Source organism: Persicirhabdus sediminis (genome assembly GCF_016595495.1).
Lineage (GTDB): Bacteria > Verrucomicrobiota > Verrucomicrobiia > Verrucomicrobiales > Akkermansiaceae > Persicirhabdus > Persicirhabdus sediminis.
Genome location: NZ_JAENIM010000020.1, coordinates 1 through 18,487 on the forward strand (window position 1 = coordinate 1; position 18,487 = coordinate 18,487).

Consider the following 18,487-nt stretch of genomic DNA (forward strand, 5'->3'; position numbering starts at 1 on the left):
CGTTCGTTCTGAGCCAGAATCAAACTCTCCGTAATATTTATAAAACGGTTATTTGGCGTCACGTAAAATTACGTAAACTGTAAACTATTATGTTTTCCAAATTGACGGTCATAAACCTTAATAAATTAAGACTTAAAACCATACTGCACATCTCGCAATGCACAGCGCACAATTCAATCTTTCCTACTCCACTTAGTTATTTCTTCGCTTCTGAACATGCTAGTCAGAATCACAAATTGCTTTGTTTCATCTGGCACGCTCCTTGCTTAGAACTAGGAACTAAGTTAAGTACACTCTGTAAAAGAACTAATACGAGGAGATAAAAAACCCGACTGGCTACTGGAGCTCGTCGGCGTTTGCTTCTCTCTCGTGCCCCCCTTTCGGCTGGCGGGGCGCAACCTACTCAAAATTCGGATTTGCGCAAGATAAAACTACACCGAAAGTGACAAAAAATTCACCCACCACCCACAAAGCCCACAAAATCAACCCTTAGCGATTTTCACAAAAATCCCCCACCCCAGCAAACTACCCACACCACAGCTGGCCAAAATACAATTTCACCAAATCAACATGCACCACATCCCCAGCAAAATCGCCTAACCGCCAGCCAATTCAGCAAAATATCCAGCCAGATACCCGCCACACCACAAGCATCCCGCCTCACTCAATGTGAATAAGTGGTGAATAACTCCAGCTGGCTGGTCATCAGCTGAAATCACCAGCGCACAAATTCTCTTCTCCTGCAAATTTCAGCCAGCTGAGGGACTGCAGACAAAAGATCTGTGTCGCTCTTTCAGAGCTTTTTTCCTTGGGGCGCACCGGTTCCTTGGGTTGCGTTGCCCCTTCGGGGCGGCCTTACCCAAGGCTAGGCTATTTCACGCCTTCGGCGTAGGCATGCCATATTTGACGAGTTAGGAGTAGATCGAATCTGCCAGTTAGAATGAAACCCAGCTAGCATGAAACCCAGCTAGCATTATCCCAGCTAGCATTATCCCAGCTAGCATTATCCCAGCTAGCATTATCCCAGCTAGAATGAAACCCAGCTGGCTGGTGCCTAGCTAACAAACCCGTATAATCGCATAACAAACTTCGATTACTCCCATCGTCATGGTTCGCTTCTTTTCGTTATTTGCCAGTCTAGCTATTTAACGAAAAAAATAGCCCGCAAGGATTTCTCCTCACGGGCTATAAATTGTCAGGTTATCTGGAATGATTAGCCAAGAGCCTTTTCAGCTTCTGCAGCCAACTCAGCTAGTTTCTCGCGCTGAGGCGCGGCACCACGAGCTGTATCAGGACGACCGCCACCTTTGCCTCCGGCGATTGGCGCCAACTGCTGGATTAACTTGCCAGCCTGCAGGCCAGCTGCCTGAGCGTCGCTTCCAGCGTATGCACCTAAGTGGAGTTTTGACCCATCATCAACGATGAAGAAGGCAGCTTTAGTGAATTGCTTTTTCTTCAGCCCATTGAGCAGCTCTTGCAGCAGTGCGGCTGATGCTTCGATTTGGAAGACAAAGTTAGATCCTTCAGAAATCTTCTCTTCGAGCGCTTCATCCGCATGAGCGGCTGCATGAGCAGCTTCCGCTTTTTTAAGTTTTTTGTCCGCACGAATAACAGCTTCATTGAGCGTAGTGACATGCTCGCGGCTCTTTTTGATCACAGTATTGATCTGGTGGAATGTGCCACCACCCATGAGCAATCCAGCCATGATACGAGGAAAATCTGGGTGATCTTCTGGCTCAAGACCGATAGATTTCAGCTTTTCGTTAGCCTCATCTAATCGCTTGCGTAGCTTTTCATCTTCCTCGGAATCTTTAGCAACCTCCGAGCGAAGGAATTCCCATGCAGACTCACCACAAGCAGCTTCTAAGCGACGAACCCCTGAAGCGATCGCGCCTTCACTCTTGATTTTGAAAATACCAATTTCTTCGGTATTGCGTACATGCGTACCACCACAGAGTTCCATGGAATAGCCATCTAGCTGTTGGGCTTCACCGCCAACTTGCACCACTCTGACTAAGTCACCATATTTATCACCAAAGAACTGCATGATATCACTGCGGCTCTTCACGTCTGCATGCGGCACCTCCAACCAAGAGACAGGCTCTTTAGCGGAAATCTTCTCATTAACAAGTTCTTCGATCTGATCTATCTGCTCAGCCGTTAGCGGTGCTGAGTTAAAGTCGAAACGTAAACGCTTACGAGTTACCAATGAACCTTGCTGAGCGGCATCTTTAGACACCACCTCGTGCAATGCCCAGTGCAGCATGTGTGTCGCTGTATGGTGAGCTTCGATTGGACGACGACGCTCGGTTTCCAATATCAGCTCAACCTTATCACCAACGTGAACGTCAGCATCTGAAGGAACCAAGTGAGCGCGAGCTGCTCCTAACTGCTGAACACCAGCAATCGTATACTCTTTGCCATTCACCCGCATGATTCCCTGATCACCATGTTGACCACCCATTTCACAGAAGAAGGTCGTCTTATCCGTGATAACTAACAAATGACCATCATCCAAGTGATTTTCGATCACAGTCGCTTCAGTATCATCTTGGTCGAAACCAACAAATTCAGTCACCGCATCCGTAGCAATGTCTGCAGCACGCACCAGCTCGCTAGTACGGCTAGCGCGGCTACGCTCACGCTGCTCTTCCATCAGTTGCTTGAAAGTTTTCTTATCTAGCGGCACATTGCGTTCTTCGCAGAGCAGCTCGGTTAGATCGATTGGGAACCCGTAGGTATCGTAAAGACGGAAAGCAAAAGTTCCTGAAATTGCGCCATTGTTAGTCACCTCACGTTCGAACATTTCCAGCCCGCGGTCGAGAGTTTCGTTAAAGCTCTTTTCTTCACGCTCGAGAGTTTCTTCAATCACACTGCGGCGCTCGATGAGCTCTGGGAAAATGTCACCTAGCTGCTCGACCAGTGTCACCACGAGATCTTTGAGGAATGTTTGCGATCCAGAGAAACCTAACTTACGACCGTAACGCACAGCACGGCGGAGAATACGGCGCAGCACATAGTTACGGCCAGCATTGCCAGGAATGATCCCGTCTGCAATCGAGAATGAAAGTGTACGGATGTGATCAGCAATCACACGGAAAGCAATCGCCTGCTCCAGCTCATCACTGGCAGCCCCACGAGTTAGAGTCTCTGGATAGATATCGTGATATTTCTTCCCACAGAGTTCTTCGATTTTTCTAAACAAGGGCTGGAATACATCCGTTGCGTAGTTAGTTGGTTTCTGTGAGAAATCAGTAAAGTTCTTAGTCCCCTGCATGATAGAGCAGGCGCGCTCAAAGCCCATACCAGTATCCACATGCTTAGCTGGAAGATCGCGGAATGAACCATCAGCCTCAGCATTGTACTGAATAAATACGAGGTTCCAGATTTCGATACACAGGTCACTATCCATGTTTACCAGCTTGCCGCCAGTATCACCGTTAGGGGTGAGATCTACGTGCAGTTCAGAGCACGGACCACATGGACCAGTCTCGCCCATCATCCAGAAGTTATCCTTCACGTTGCCATCTACAATCTGCACATCAGGGTCGAGGCCTTTAGCGCGGAATAGCTCAGCCCACAGCTCCCATGCTTCTTGGTCAAACATGCCAGGATCACCTTTGCCTGGACGATAAACAGTCGCGTAAAGTCGCTCAGCTGGGAAACCCCAACGCTCAACTACCAATTCCCACGCCCATTTGATCGCTTCAGGTTTGAAATAATTGCCAAACGACCAGTTACCTAACATCTCAAACATAGTATGGTGATAGGTATCGTAGCCAACATCATCCAAATCATTGTGTTTGCCGCCAGCGCGGATGCATTTCTGAGTATCCGCTGCGCGCGGTGGATCGTATGGAGCTTTTTCTGTTCCTAGGAAATAAGGCACAAACTGGTTCATGCCAGCATTCGTGAAAAGCAATCCTGGTGACTGTGGCATCAGCGAGGCGGATGGCACGATCGTATGCTGCTTCTCTTTAAAAAAGTCAAAAAAACTCTGGCGAATTTCGGCTGCGGTCATGGTTCTTAGCTGGTTAAATCACCCGCCTGGCCGCCCGTGGCCATCGCGGTGAGCGCGCACACTGCACAATCTGTGACTATTAGTAAAGGCATCATGTCAATTCTCAGCGGCAAAATCTGCCTATAACTGCCCATTTCATCCACCACACACGTTTTCAGCTAGCCATCTGGCTGGAAATCCAGACTTGCATCACCGTGCTATTTCTCTATCAAAACACTATGCATGACCCAGATGACGCCATTTGGTACTACCGCCGTGTTGGCCAGAAATACGGACCCGTACCACTCCAGAAAATCCTCGATCTAGCGAAAGATGGCATGCTGCACAAAGAACTCGATGCCGTGTGGACCAAAGGCATGAGCGAGTGGGCCACCTCGGGTGAAGTGAAGGGCATCCATATCGAAGCCAAACGGCTCAAGGAGCTGGACTCAAAAGCCATTCGCTACCGCCAATGGTTAAAGAAGAAACCCTATAACATCGCCAAGGTAAACCCCGTCCACCTCAACAACCTCGTGGCTCTAATTGGCGCCGCCATCATCCTAACATGCGTTGGACTCTACGGCCAATATAGCCGACTATTCCAAGACATCAACCTGCCTGTACAAATAGACGAAATGCTCATTATTGCAGGAGGATTCTTCGCCGCCGTCGCCGCCATTATCTTCTCAGTCTGGTTGTTTCGCGCGTGGCACATGCTGCGTCCTACTGGTGAAAAAATCCCCGCTTGGCTCGCTGTCCTGCTCATCTGGATTCCCGGAGCACAGCCAGTCACCAGTTTCTTTTCTATCGGACTCTGGCCACACGCATACAACCGAGCCCGCGCCAGCCACCCGCAATTCCGCTTTGTAGAAAAAGTCCCTGCTGCGCAATTCTGGGTCTTTTGTCTCTTCCCATGGATAGGCGCAGCGCTCAGCCCGCTCGTCTTCTATCAAAACCTCCAGCTGGAACAAATCACCATCGCCGTTAGTGTGTTTGCATTTATCTATCTGATGCTCGGCTATGCGGTTCTAAAAGCCATCACAGGCGCCATTAACGACATGGCTAACCTATACAAAGCTCAGCTGATGCGCCGCGAAGCTTTATAAAATTCCCTAGCAAACCAGATGATTCAAAAAGGAACCATTACACAATGGAATGATGATCGAGGTTTTGGCTTCATCACCACACCATCGAACAGTGAACGGGTTTTTGTGCATATAAAGGCATTCAAAAATCGTCAACAACGTCCGAAGCAAGGAGACGAACTCACCTACCTTCTATCATCAGATGCAAAAGGCAGACCTTGCGCCAAGGACGCCAAACTATGCTCGCGTTCCTCCACCAGCTCGTATACCAGAGGTAACTCAACCTTCACGGACACCTTCGTCACGCTGTTTTTTATTACCCTCCTGTTAGCCGGCTGGAGATCACATATCCCGTGGTGGGTATCTGGGCTATATCTCGGAATGTCAGTCATAACATTCTTAAGCTACAGAAAGGATAAACTGGCAGCAAAACAAGGCAAGCGAAGGACACCTGAACAAACACTACACATACTGTCGTTAGCTGGAGGGTGGCCAGGTGCTCTCATCGCCCAAACGCAGATACGCCATAAATCCAAAAAGGTATCATTTCGCTGTGTCTTCTGGCTAACATTGATCTTAAATTTGGCTATTCTCTGGGCATCTATTGGTGACAATGCTTCTTCGATCATAGAAATCATTACCTCCGTGGTTGATCAAAAACTAACAAATACAACAACGGTAGAAAATTTGCCCCAACTTGATGGAGATGCATTCTACATAAGACCTCTCAACTGAGTAAGTTTTAGCCTTTCCCTAACCCAACAAAAATGATTGATTTCTATCATGAATTTCCGTTGGGTTTCTTTTGCCGCCTTATCTTTACTGTCACCATTACATGCAGCCTCATTAGAATTTTTAGAATCCTGGGTATACTCAGAGGATAGAGAGCAAGCACTGCAGCAGCTCGTGCCAGGCACGGCTGATTATTATTTTTTCAACGCGCTGCATCTCCAGCTTACTGGCCAAAACGCCAAGCTGGAAACTCTGATGGAAGAGTGGGGTAACAAGATGCACGGAAATGGCTCGAACCTCGGCAATTACGAGCAATGGGAGGTCATTCGTAAGCGGCAATATCTATTCCTCTACCAGAAATCACCAGAGGAAGCACTTCATCACATCCGCGGAGATTTAAGAATTAGAACTCAGCATCAGCGCCCTATTCCTCCAGAAGAAGCCAAGGTTCCCAGCGTGCTGAGTGAGGATATGATCTCAGCTGATGCCTTTCTCAAACATCAAACCCGCCAGTACCAAAAGCTAACGGGTCCACTCCTCTACGCCGAGCTGGATAAAGACGAACCCATTGATTACAGCAAGCAGAGCCATTTGCTAAAAAACCTCAAGCGCGCCGACCACCCAAAGGTCATCGAACTCATCCTGACAGAATTAGCTGCAGCGCCTAACTCCGGTTTTCGTTCATTATATCACATTAATAAGTATCTCACGCTAGCCCAGCTGGACGAACTGCTAGAAAAACGCCCACAGCTGATCGAGGACGAATCATTTGTTGATGCCTACCTCACCCGCATGTGCCCAGCTGAAGCCAGCTGGTTTCTCTACCATCCAGCTGAGCGTATGAGCTGGCTAGAACAAGCGTGGGAATTTGCCCAGCCACTCCCAGAAAAATTCTATTCGCTCAAAGCGCACCTGCTAGGCAACTTGATCATGCAGAAACAAGCTGCGGGTCAATACGAGCTAGAGACATTTCTCAGCTACCTAGCCATTCCCCGCGACTCCAACATTTTTAGATCCTCACCAAGTGGGAAAAATTTCCGCGGCAGCGTCGGGCGACTAGAAAAAAAATTCTTTGATATCAGCCAGGAACATCCAGCTAAAGAAGAAGATTTTCTCATCCATCAGCTTCACCACTTCATCCGTAACGGAGTCGAGCCGAAACAATTTTCCAGCTACATCGAAGACGACATTTTACGTCGCGAAACAGCCATCGCCCACCTACTGCACGGTGGGCCAGCTGAACAATGGGGAAAAGAACTACGGCCAGAAGACTACAGCCAGTTGCGCGAAAAAACTCACATTCTCGTCGCTCCAGAGAATCAAAAACTCTGGGGCGAAGACGAGCTTGTTAGCTTGAATCTCCTGTTAAAAAACACCCCTAAGCTGCACATCAAGATCTTTGAGTTAGACCAGCTAAATGCCAGCACTACTATCAGCGCCGACGCCCCACTCAGCGGGCTAGTTCCGCACTACGAAAAGCATATCGACTATGCTCAGGATCCGCTGATAGAGCACCGTGAAAAGATAGAACTTGCCGAGCTAAAAGGGCGCGGCAGCTGGATTGTTGAATTGATCGCAAACAAATCCACTACTCGTGTGATGGTGCAAAAAGGCCAGCTCCACTTGATTACCAAAGACGCTGCCCACTGCCAGCATGCATGGCTGCTAGACGAAAACCGTGACATCATTCCTGCCAGCGCCATCTACCTCCACGGGAAAAAATACATCTCCGATAAAAACGGTCTCATCCAGCTACCATTAGCCGCGATCCAAGAAAAAGCAGAAATCACCCTCTTTGCAGCTAACGAAAATGCCAAAAATGCTAATTCTGGGCTCGCAGTTAAATCTGAACTCGATCGCGCCTCTACCCGCTATAACCTCCACCTCAGCTTGATCTCTAGCCGCGAGCAAATGATTGCCGGCAAGCAAGCGACCTTCAAGCTGCGCACCATCTTTGCTAGAGAAGACGTCCCCTGTGATCTTAGTAAGCTAGAAAACCCTAACTTCAAAGTGCTCGCGACCTTGACTGACGGAACCATCAGCGAGATCTCCAAGCGCGATATCCAGCTAGATAATGACGGGCTCATCAGCTGTAAAATCCATGTCCCAGAGGCTACCCGCAGGCTTAGTTTTAGGTTGTCAGCAGAGCTGCCCAAGCAGCTAGACCACAGCTCCAGCACGGAAAAACCAGCGCGCATTTTACAGGCCAAACGCTCAATCAGAGTCAACAGCTCGGATGGAGAAAGTCACATCGTTCAACCTAACTTCACCTATACCACAGACGGCTGGAAGATTGAGCTACGTGGCCGCAATGGTGAACCTATCAGCAAGCGCAGCGTCTATCTCACCTTCAACCATGAGTTCATCTCAGAGAAAGTTTCCTATCACCTACGTAGCGACGAAAACGGGCTTATCCACCTAGGCCAGCTAGAAGGAATCTCTGGTGTGCACTACAATGACAGCGAACAAGGGGTGAAAACCTATCTCAAGCCAAAGGATACACTCCACATTGAGTCTGCTAGCACCTATCAGATCAGTGAAAATAAACCACTCTACATCACACTGGATTCACCAATAGCTCCAGAAAAAGTCGAGCGAGCCTATTTTCAGTTCTACCAGATGGATGCCAATGAGCACAACTTGGTACGCAAAGATGTTTTGGAGAAAATCCAGCTGGCTGGCAACAGGCTAAAAATTGAAGGTCTATCAGCTGGAACCTATCACCTGAGATCACCATTGCTCGGCAGAGACGTCACTATTAAGGTGATGAAAGGAAAATCACAAGCTGGCTGGATCTGCGCAGAGGACAAAGCGCTAGAGTTAGTGGAGATCCCAGCGTTGAATATCGATTATAAAAACGACGACCAGCAAACGCTACAGATCCAGTTAGAGGGCCACAGCCCATCGTCTATCGTTCATCTAATTGGCACGCGCTATTTTAATCACCTCGATAACTATTATTACTCACGCTTCCAGCTACCTGGCTCATACAGCACGCAGCCATTTAGCTGGCAGGGAACGATCAGCTCTAGTGACGGCACCATCTCCGACGAGTACCGCTACATCATGGAGCGGCGAGCTAGCAAAATCTACCCGGGCAACATGCTGCCGCGGCCAAGTATTTTACTCCATCGCTGGGATATCAACCGGGCTAGTTATTCGGCCATTAATGAATCAGAAGCCGGCACACTCGAAGAGACTCCTGCTCCAGCTAAACAAAAATCTAGAAGCCGCAACTCCAGCAGTAATTCAAGTCAGTCAGGAAATACTCCCTACATGCCTAACTACGATTACTTAAACGAAACGGCGGTCGTTAAGTCTGGTCTACGTCCTGATGCTTCAGGTAAACTCAGCATCGATCTATCCGAGTTCTCTAGCAGCCAGACGCTCACCGTAATCTTTAACGATGGCGACAATACCTCTATCAAATCCATCCCCCTAGCAGCTAAACAGCTGGAAACCCGCGACCTCAGGCTGAAAAAAACTCTCGCGCTGGATAAACACTTCATGGATACACGCGGCACTGCAGTGCTCGCAGCTGGAGCAAAAACCACCATCGAAAATATGCTCGACGCTGACTGGCGAGCCTACACCGAGTTGGCTGACGTCTATGATTATATGGTTTCCAACAAGAATGGTAGCCAGATAGAAAAATTTGAAATACTGCTAGAATGGGACAGGCTAACTGAAGATGAAAAACTCACCGCGTGGTCGGTGCTGGCCTCACACGAATTCAACCTTTTCATTCATCGTCACGATCCCGCGTGGTTTGAAAGAGTCATTAAACCTGAGCTGGCAAACAAGATGCAGCGTGAGTTTATCGACGACTACCTGCTCGGCTCCGACCTCAGCAAATATCTATCAGTGAATAAGTTCAGCCAGCTAAATGCAGCCGAAATGGCATTGTTAGCACACGCGCAGCCAGCACACAAAAAATTCATAGTCAGATACCTCAGCGATGAATTTGCCAGCTCGCATCCAAGACCTGAGGTCGAAACTCGATATTTCACCTCTGCTCTCAAACACAATGCCCTCGCCAGCAAAGATCGGCTAGGCATCTCCAAACAGAAAATTGCGCTCGCCGCTGGAAAGATGCTGAATGCTGACGCCGAGCTAAAAACAAGAACCTCGTTAGAAAGCATCTTCATCCCTATCGTTGACCTGCAGGACGTAAGTTTGCAAGAGGCCATTGACTTTGTGAACCAAGAAGCCGCCGAAAGTTTTGCCTACGGCAACTGGCAGAACATAAGCATCGACAATAGTTTGGCTAGCGACCTTGGGACTGTGCGCATTCCAAAACTACAGCTCCGCAATGTTCCCCTCGGTGTCTGTCTGCAATACATCTGTGACTTGAGCAGAACTCGATACCAAGTAGTTGGACATTCTGCCATCGTCACCCCAATCGGCTCGCTAGAAACGGATGAACTCTACACACGCACTTTCCATGTTCCACCCGATTATATCACTAAGCTAGCGTCCGAAGTTAACTCATATGATGATCCATTTGCTAGTAGGCCTAGTGCAGCTGCCATTGCTCCAAGAAGAACTGTGAAAGAGCTGCTTTCAGAAAAAGGTCTCAGTTTTCCTGACGGCAGCAACGTGATATTCGACGCGGTAAACGGAACGCTAACAGTCACTAATACCTTAAGCAATCTCGATGTGACTGACCAATTAACCCAGTCTTTAAGACCGGGCGGGCCAAGCTCAAGAAAGCTACTGAATAATCAGCACGACGAATTTAACAACTATAGAAAACTCGACTATTTCACTTCACCTTCCTCAGGCGCTGAGGATGCCTTTGCTTCAAGCGCTGTTGCCGATGATCCCTTTGCCTCGAGCGCGGGTTCAGATACTCTCTATGAAACTAGTGAGATCGCACCTGATCGAGCTGAAATAGAAACTCAGGTCTGGGCGGAATCTCAGTATTTCCGCCGTGAAGATACCTCTCACATATCTGCGAACCGCTACTGGATCGACTATGCAAAATGGGACGGTAAAGGCGAATTCATCTCCGCTAGATTTCCTGAATGCGCTGGTTTGACTCACTCAGCGATGATGGCATTAGCCCTCTGCGACCTCCCAGCTAGCGGGAACAAACCCGAAACCACAGTGGCTAACAATCAGCTAACAATCACAGCCAAGTCACCGCTGATATTGTTCTACCGCGACACCCGAGAAACTAACAAAGTCGCTGATCACAGCCAGCTGCTAGCTCGCAATAGCCTGTACAAACTGCGAGACCGCAGCAAAACCGACAAACAAGGGCGTAAGGTAAATATCCCAGTCACCTCACCGCTTCAAGCAGGTGAAGCCTACACTAGCTCGCTCACACTAACAAACCCAAGCGACCTTCCTCAAGAAGTAGAAATTCTCCAACAAATTCCTCAAGGAGCCATTGCGCTAGGTGAATCCCCCGCCACCTATTCGGTAAAAAAAGAAGTCCCAGCAAACCAAACGATCAAGCTCGAGCGGCATTTCTATTTCCCAAAAACTGGCGAGTTTCCCCAATACCCAACTCACATTCTGCATAACGATGAAGTCCAGCTGACACTGCCAGCTGAAGCTTGGCAGGTCGTAGATACGCCGGCGCAGCGCGACCTCACTAGCTGGAAATCCATCGCCATGTACGGCAGCGACGAGCAAGTCATCGCCCAGCTGGAATCAGCTAACCTGAACTCGCTAGATTTAGCCCTAACTGCATGGCGAATGAAGGACAAGGCATTTTATGAGAGAGCAATCACCATCTTAAAGCAACGCTTATGCTATGACGGCACACTCTACAGCTATGCATTTTTGCACGGTGATGAGCCCGCGATGCAAGAATACCTTGAAGCATCCGGCGTACTAACAAATTCAGTAGGTAGCTACATTGATACCCCTATCTATCATTACGATGCGACCAGCTCCGAGCCGCTATGGCATCTCGAATTTGATCCTATCGTCAACGCCCGCCAACATCGATTCCAAGGCGAAACCAAAATCTCTAATGACAAGGTGAAGGAGAAGTATGAACAAATCATCCAAGACCTATCGTGGAAAGCCGAACTCAGCGCCAGAGATCAGATGATTCTTTGTTATCACCTATTTCTCCAAGATAGAGTGCAAGAGGCGCTAGCGCTGTTTGATCAACTAGAGCGTGACGAGTTAGACATGCAAATGCAATACGACTACCTGCACTGTTACGCACTTTTCTACCGAGAAGATCCACAAGCCGCGGCCAAGATTGCAGCTAGCTGGCTAGATAGAACGAAACAATCTATCAGCAACAGATGGCAGTATAACTTCGGACAGGTAGTCGGACAAGCACAGCAGGTTTCCAGCCAGCTCGCCGCTGAACACAATGAATCACGCCCCGAAAAACTAACGGCCAAGCTAGAATTAGAAATGAAAAATAGCCAACTGGTCGTCCACCACCGCGGCCTCAAGTCAGCTGAGCTCAAACTCTATCACATCGATATGGAAGCATTGTTTTCTGAGAATCCATTTCTCGATCAACAAAGCACCATGCAGCCAGCGATTCGCCCTAACTACGTGAAGACGATTCAGCTAGATCAACAAGTGCAAGAGCAAACTATAGAACTACCAGAAAGCTACCGCAGTGGCAGCCTGATAGCCGTGGCTGAAGCCGCTGGGCTGAAAACCACGCGGGCACTTAACAATAACAGCCTGCAAATTCAGCGCCGTAAGTTCTCACAAAGCCTGCACATTTCTAAGACCAATGACGGCAAATCTCTGAGTAAGTGTTATGTCAAAGTCTACGTCGAAAAAGTAGAAGCAGATAACGCTGAGCCGGTGTTCCTAAAAGACGGTTATACTGACATGCGCGGTTTGTTTGACTATGCCAACCAGCTGGACATCAAGGTGAAAAATATCAAGCGCTTTGCCGTTTTCATTCACCACCCAGAGCACGGCAGCCAGACGATGGTGTTCGACAACTAACTGGCTACATCACCAGTTGGCTAGAAATTTCCAGCCAGCTATAACAAGTTAAACGTAACAAAGCCCAGAACCGAGGTTCTGGGCTTTGTCCATTGTTAACCTAATCAAACTCGCTAGGTCTAATCTTTCTGAGCTTCCATCTGCTCTTTGACTTTGTCTTCCACCTCTTGGTAGAGCTCAGGTTTCTGCTTCAATGCGGCCTTGGCGGCATCACGACCTTGAGCAAGCTGAGCACCATCGTAGCTGAACCAGCTACCGCGCTTGAGGATGATGTTAAATTCTAACGCGAGGTCTAGCAGAGAACCAACTGATGAGATTCCCTCTGAGTACATGATGTCAAATTCAGCTTCAGTGAATGGTGGAGCCACCTTGTTTTTGACGATCTTGATTTTAGTGCGGTTGCCCTGCACGGTTCCGTCAGTCGCTTTGATCTGGCCAATGCGGCGGATATCGATACGGATAGATGAAAAGAACTTCAGAGCTCGGCCACCTGGAGTGGTTTCAGGGCTACCAAACATAACGCCAATTTTCTCACGAATCTGGTTAGTGAAGATACAAGTGGTGCGCGCTTTGGCGATGAGCGAAGTCAGCTTTCTCATAGCTGCACTCATCAAGCGTGCCTGAGCACCCACGGTGCTATCACCAATTTCACCGGCGAGTTCTTGCTTAGTCACCAAGGCTGCTACGGAGTCGAGAACGACGACGTCGAGTGCGTTAGAGCGCACCAGAGCTTCCACAATTTGCAATGCTTCCTCACCAGATGATGGCTGAGATACTAACAAATCATCGAGATTTACACCCAACTTCTTAGCATAAGTAGGATCGAGCGCGTGCTCAACATCAACAAAAGCAGCTAGACCGCCAGCCTTCTGAGCTTGGGCAATTGCGGTGAGAGTTAGAGTGGTTTTACCAGATGATTCAGGACCGAATACTTCGATGATTCTGCCACGCGGAAGCCCACCAACACCAAGCGCTCTATCAATGAGCAAATTACCTGTTGGGATGACATCAACATCCACACGGTGTTCATCACCCATGCGCATGATGGCGGTCTCACCAAAGTCTTTTTGAATTTGAGAAATCGCAAGGTCTAGGTTCTTCTTGCGAGCTTCTGAGAGTTTATCTGCATCTGTTTTTCCAGCCATGATCGTAGTTTGATTAATCTAATAAGTTGTGAGCACTGCGCTCGCTTTGATGATTTCCAAACTACTAGCAAAAGTCTCACGGTCAACATAAATCTGTTCTAGTGAACAGAAATGAGACCCAAGCAAAGCAAACAGAAAAGCAATCAACCCATTCTAAGATAACAAGTTAAAACAAAATACAATTGAACAGTATTTTTCTATTTTAGAAGCTTTGTGGCAAAGCTTGAGCTTCACGCTCTAGCCAGCTAGAGTCTGCGCATGGAAATTTCAGTCTATACAGGCGGCATGGTTTCTACCAATGCCTACCTCATCGAAGATGGAGACATTTGTGTTTTGTTTGATGCGCCAGAAGGCGTGGCCGGCTGGCTGCAAAGTAAAGGCAAGAAACCTAGCCATTGTTACCTCACCCACCAACATTTTGATCATGTCGAAGATGTTGCGGCTCTCAATGAAATGGGCGTAACAGTGCTCGCCTATATGGAGCGCAGTGAAGAACTAGTTCACCAACAGCTCGCTAGAACCTGGGGCCTTCCTGTAAACATCCGCGATTACAAAATTGACCAGCTACTAGCAGACACTACTAATCACGACGCTTCAGGTCTGCCATTAGAAATCTTCCACGTCCCTGGGCATTCCGTGGATAGCATCGCTTTCTATCACCAAGGATCGGCGACTCTAATTGCAGGAGATACCCTATTCGCATCAGGCGTTGGGCGCTCAGACCTACCAGGCGGCAACGAGCTAACATTATTCACTAGCATTAAAGAAAAACTCTACAGCCTACCAGATGAGACCAGCGTCTATCCAGGGCACGGACCTCGCACTACGATTGGCGTCGAAGCGAATGGCAATCCTTATGTCAAAAAATAAAACGCATCTTCTTGCACTTGAGTAAGATCAGTGCCAATGTACTAACGATAACTTTACGATAACCAACTAAATATATGGACACAACAAGCACGGAAACAGAATTTGTACCAGAAGTTCCAACAACAGAACCAACATCTGGCAAGCTCGACGTAGCTAAAGAGAAGGCACGTCAAATTGCTAACGAAGCCAGTGATAAAGCACACGAGCTTAAAGCTAGCGCAGCTGAAAGAGCAGCACACTTAAAGGCAATTGCTGAAGAACGCAGCCAGCATGCCCGTGCCGTAGCAGCCGAGCGCACAGCGCAACTCAAGCAGGTATCTAACGAGAAGATCCAACAGAGCCGCGTAAAAGCACGCGAATGCCACGCAAGCACAGAAGAATATATCCGCCAGCATCCTACTAAATCTGTACTCACCGCATTGGGTGTCGGATTTGTGGTTGGCCTTCTTATTCGTAAGTAATTCGCCCTTCAACTATTTACCGCCAAGGGCTAAATCCTTGGCGGTTTTTCATCTCTGTTTTGCCCACCAAACATGAATCCCGAAGAGGAACCCCAAGCTCCAACTGGGCCGTCATTAGATGACCTTGGGCTATCGCAATCAGCCAAAGCGTTTAGCCAAACATTCAGCACGTTCATCAAACATCGTGCCGAACTAACTAAGCTCGAGGCTCAAGAAGCTGCCCAATTTACCGCTATCAAATTAGCCGCGGGCGTGGGCTTGGCTCTGCTTGCCTTATTCACGTGGATGCTCATTGTGGCAGGACTAACTGGCATCATCGCTGGTGTACTTACTCCTATGATGCCCGGCTTCGCTGAAAAATTTGGCACTTGGCCACTGGCCTTATTCATCTTGGCATTGGTTCACGCTATTGGTGCATTCATTTGCTACCGACAACTGAAAAAATCGCCAGAGGCACCATTTTTCGAACTGACTAAGCAAGAAATAGAAAAGGACAAAGCATGGCTTCAAAAGCAGAAATAGCCCAACGCAAGCAGGCGCTAACAGCTGAAATTTCCAAAGCTCGAGCGCAAATGACTTTGCAAGGTGGACGGCTCCGTAAGGAGTTCAACCTGAAAAACCAAGTGAGCAAATCCATCAGCAAACAGCCAAGCAAATGGTTCGCTGGCTCACTAGCAGCTGGACTAGGAGCCACCTTCTTATTCCGCAAACCTAAAAAGCAAAAAGTTAAGCTGGTAGCCCCACCAAAACCGCTCTCACACCTCATCATTGGCTCGCTCATGCAAATGGCTAAACCAGCTATTCAAGCACTTGTCGTTTCTAAGTTGAAGGAATTTGCCATGGAGCGCGCGCAACAAAGCAGACGCTAGCTGAATTTAAGTGCTTTCAGCTAGGGCTTTACCCTTTACTTACAGGCGTAGCCTCGCGCATGCTCACTTGCGCATGAAGCGCCTTTTCATTAGCTCCATATCACTCGTAGTTTCGCTCTCCACACTGGCCCAAGAAGTGCAGCCAGAGCGTGACGGTGAAGTATTTGAGGCCCCCTCAATTTTGGGTGGAGACGACTTTGCCGTCCCTTCTATGCCCGAAAGCCTAGTGATCAATAATACTGGGGGGATTGAATTTGACATGGGCTCAGGCTCTATCATTTACAAAGACAATGTTAGCATCATTGCGGACAATGGCCTTGAGCTCTTTGCCAACCGCGCTCGAGTTGATAGTAAAACACAAAATATCTACCTTGACGGCGATGTTAGCATTTTCCAAGGCCCCGTCCTCATGCGCGGCAAAAAGGCTATCTTTAACTACGAGACCCAGCAGATAGATACCAAGCAATTGCGCACGGCAATGCCACCGCTCTTCATCGAAGCCGATGATTTTTCCAGCAAGGTTGTAGACGGCAAACACCTGCTAGAAGCCAAAAATGCGGGAATCACCACGCACGACTACTCCACACCTAACTACTGGCTTAGGTCTGACAGTACAACCATCGAAGATAAAGAGAGAGTTACCTTTGAGAAGATGCGTCTAAAATCTGGCGATCGACAACTTTTCTATCTCCCCTACCTTTCTCAGCCACTCGACCAAGCGCTCGGATATCATGTCACTCCCGGGGCAAAAACCAGTTGGGGGTTATTCCTGCTTAACCGCTACGCGATCATGCTCGGCGGCAAGACCGATCCTAACACAGGTAAAAAGACTGACCAATGGCTATTGTCCGACTGGCAACTCGACCTGCGAACTCGTCGCGGTGTTGGCCTCGGCGTCGACCTCATCGACCAGCGAATGAAGGAAAATAAAAACCTAGGCTGGCTGAAACTTTACTACCTCTACGATTTGGACCCAAACTACGAGAGGTCAAGCATTCCACGTGAAGGACTCGACCCTAACCGTGGCAAAGTCGAATTTAAGTATCGCTTCGACCTAGACGAAAATACCGATAGAAAATACTACGCCAACTTTAACCTCACTTACCTCTCAGATGAGTTTTTCTTGGAAGATTTTGAACCCAATACATTCCAGCTAGATCCAGCACCCGACAATACCCTTGGACTATTTCGCCAATCTGAGAGGACTCTAGCAGGTGTCTATGCACGTGTCAGACCTAACGAGTTTTATCAATCTGACACACGCCTGCCCGAGCTTTTTGTCGACCAAGCACGAGCACCAATCTTCAACTCAGGAATCCTACACGAGGGCAGAACGTCTCTAGGTGTTTATCGAGAATACGGACCCACTTATAAAAATCAGGCCAGCATTCCAGACATGGAAGACCTTGTCTTCCCTGAGGCTGACTACCAGCGATTTTATACCCATCAGGAAATATCTAAGCCTTTCATGTTAGCTGATACCTTTGCGGTAACCCCCCGTTTAGGTGGTGGCTATCGCCAATATTGGGATATCGACAACACAGGAGAGAACCAAGGAAGCGCGCACTTTGCCGCAGCGATGGATCTCTCTATGAAAGTCTCCAAAGTTTACGACGTCGACCGCCACGACTGGGGCATCGACTCACTGATGCACATCATGCAGCCCTACTCGACTTTCTCATTTGTCGCGGCTGAGGAAATTCAGAGCAACTTCACTAAAGTTGATAGACTCAATGCGAGCACTCGCCCAAGACCGCTAGATGTTGGCCGCTACAGTGCGATTGATGACTTGCAAGATTGGTCAATCCTTCGCCTTGGCTTGCGCAATACATTGCTCACTAAACGCGACGGCAGCAGCCATGAATGGCTCACATTAGACACCTACATCGACGCCTATTTTGACGACCCTGAGTTTGATAGAAACTTGTCTAACCTATACAACGATCTGCGGTTCCAACCTCTACCGTGGATGTATTTGAATCTGGAAACTCAGTTCCCGCTGAGCCAGGACGAAGCCGACTTCAACGAACTCACGATGTCGACCACCTTCATGCCGAAAGACGACCTCGAGTTCAGCGTCAGCTACCGACACCTCGATAGCCATCCCGTTCTGCAAAACAGTGATCGATTAGACGTAAGAGGATACGCTAGACTTTCAGAAACTTGGGGTGTTAGTTTCTACCAGTCATGGGAATTTGATGACTCCACTTTGGAATACCAGCTCTACTCGCTGCATAAAGACATGAGCAGTTGGACGGCGAGCATTGGGCTGATGATGCGTGACAACCGCGCAGAACAAGATGAGTACGGCTTCCTGATTAACTTTAGCCTGAAAGCCCTACCATCTATCTCACTTCCCCTCACACTCGACGTAAATCAATAACAC

At 48.4% G+C, this 18,487-nt stretch carries 10 protein-coding genes; 8 read left to right on the forward strand and 2 right to left on the reverse strand.

What is annotated here, in order from left to right:
- Positions 1 to 1,213 precede the first annotated feature (1,213 nt).
- Positions 1,214 to 4,021 (reverse strand): alanine--tRNA ligase, encoded by a 2,808-nt coding sequence (alaS, locus tag JIN82_RS03460; protein WP_200310248.1) that lies wholly within the window; start codon positions 4,019 to 4,021, stop codon positions 1,214 to 1,216.
- A gap of 218 nt (positions 4,022 to 4,239) precedes the next feature.
- Between alaS and JIN82_RS03465 the strand changes: the two genes are divergently transcribed.
- Genes JIN82_RS03465 through JIN82_RS03475 form a run of 3 tightly spaced genes read left to right on the forward strand, consistent with a single transcriptional unit; the run spans position 4,240 to position 12,756 of the window.
- Complete coding sequence (locus JIN82_RS03465) at positions 4,240 to 5,106, forward strand: DUF4339 domain-containing protein (RefSeq protein ID WP_200310249.1); 867 nt, start codon at positions 4,240 to 4,242, stop codon at positions 5,104 to 5,106.
- 18 nt (positions 5,107 to 5,124) lie between these two features.
- On the forward strand, positions 5,125 to 5,820 hold the full coding sequence (locus JIN82_RS03470) for a DUF1294 domain-containing protein (RefSeq protein WP_200310250.1): 696 nt from the start codon (positions 5,125 to 5,127) through the stop codon (positions 5,818 to 5,820).
- Positions 5,821 to 5,868: 48 nt separating this feature from the next.
- On the forward strand, positions 5,869 to 12,756 hold the full coding sequence (locus tag JIN82_RS03475; protein WP_200310251.1) for a hypothetical protein: 6,888 nt from the start codon (positions 5,869 to 5,871) through the stop codon (positions 12,754 to 12,756).
- 119 nt (positions 12,757 to 12,875) lie between these two features.
- Here JIN82_RS03475 and recA read toward each other — a convergent pair whose 3' ends face one another.
- A complete protein-coding gene (recA, locus tag JIN82_RS03480; protein WP_200310252.1) occupies positions 12,876 to 13,901 on the reverse strand; it encodes a recombinase RecA in 1,026 nt (341 codons plus the stop codon).
- Positions 13,902 to 14,159: 258 nt separating this feature from the next.
- On the opposite strand from recA, the gene JIN82_RS03485 reads away from it, so the two are divergent.
- The 5 genes from JIN82_RS03485 to JIN82_RS03505 all read left to right on the forward strand — a co-directional run bounded on the left by JIN82_RS03485 (position 14,160) and on the right by JIN82_RS03505 (position 18,484).
- Positions 14,160 to 14,771 carry an MBL fold metallo-hydrolase gene (locus tag JIN82_RS03485; protein WP_200310253.1) on the forward strand — a complete coding sequence of 204 codons (612 nt, stop codon included), beginning with the start codon at positions 14,160 to 14,162 and terminating at the stop codon, positions 14,769 to 14,771.
- A gap of 74 nt (positions 14,772 to 14,845) precedes the next feature.
- A complete protein-coding gene (locus tag JIN82_RS03490) occupies positions 14,846 to 15,232 on the forward strand; it encodes an ElaB/YgaM/YqjD family protein (protein ID WP_200310254.1) in 387 nt (128 codons plus the stop codon).
- Positions 15,233 to 15,304: 72 nt separating this feature from the next.
- A complete protein-coding gene (locus tag JIN82_RS03495; protein WP_200310255.1) occupies positions 15,305 to 15,754 on the forward strand; it encodes a phage holin family protein in 450 nt (149 codons plus the stop codon).
- Positions 15,733 to 16,101 carry a hypothetical protein gene (locus JIN82_RS03500; RefSeq protein WP_200310256.1) on the forward strand — a complete coding sequence of 123 codons (369 nt, stop codon included), beginning with the start codon at positions 15,733 to 15,735 and terminating at the stop codon, positions 16,099 to 16,101. The genes JIN82_RS03495 and JIN82_RS03500 overlap by 22 nt, the downstream gene beginning before the upstream one ends.
- A gap of 73 nt (positions 16,102 to 16,174) precedes the next feature.
- Positions 16,175 to 18,484, forward strand: coding sequence for an LPS-assembly protein LptD (locus JIN82_RS03505; protein WP_200310257.1), 2,310 nt, complete (start codon positions 16,175 to 16,177; stop codon positions 18,482 to 18,484).
- The last annotated feature ends 3 nt before the right edge of the window (positions 18,485 to 18,487 follow it).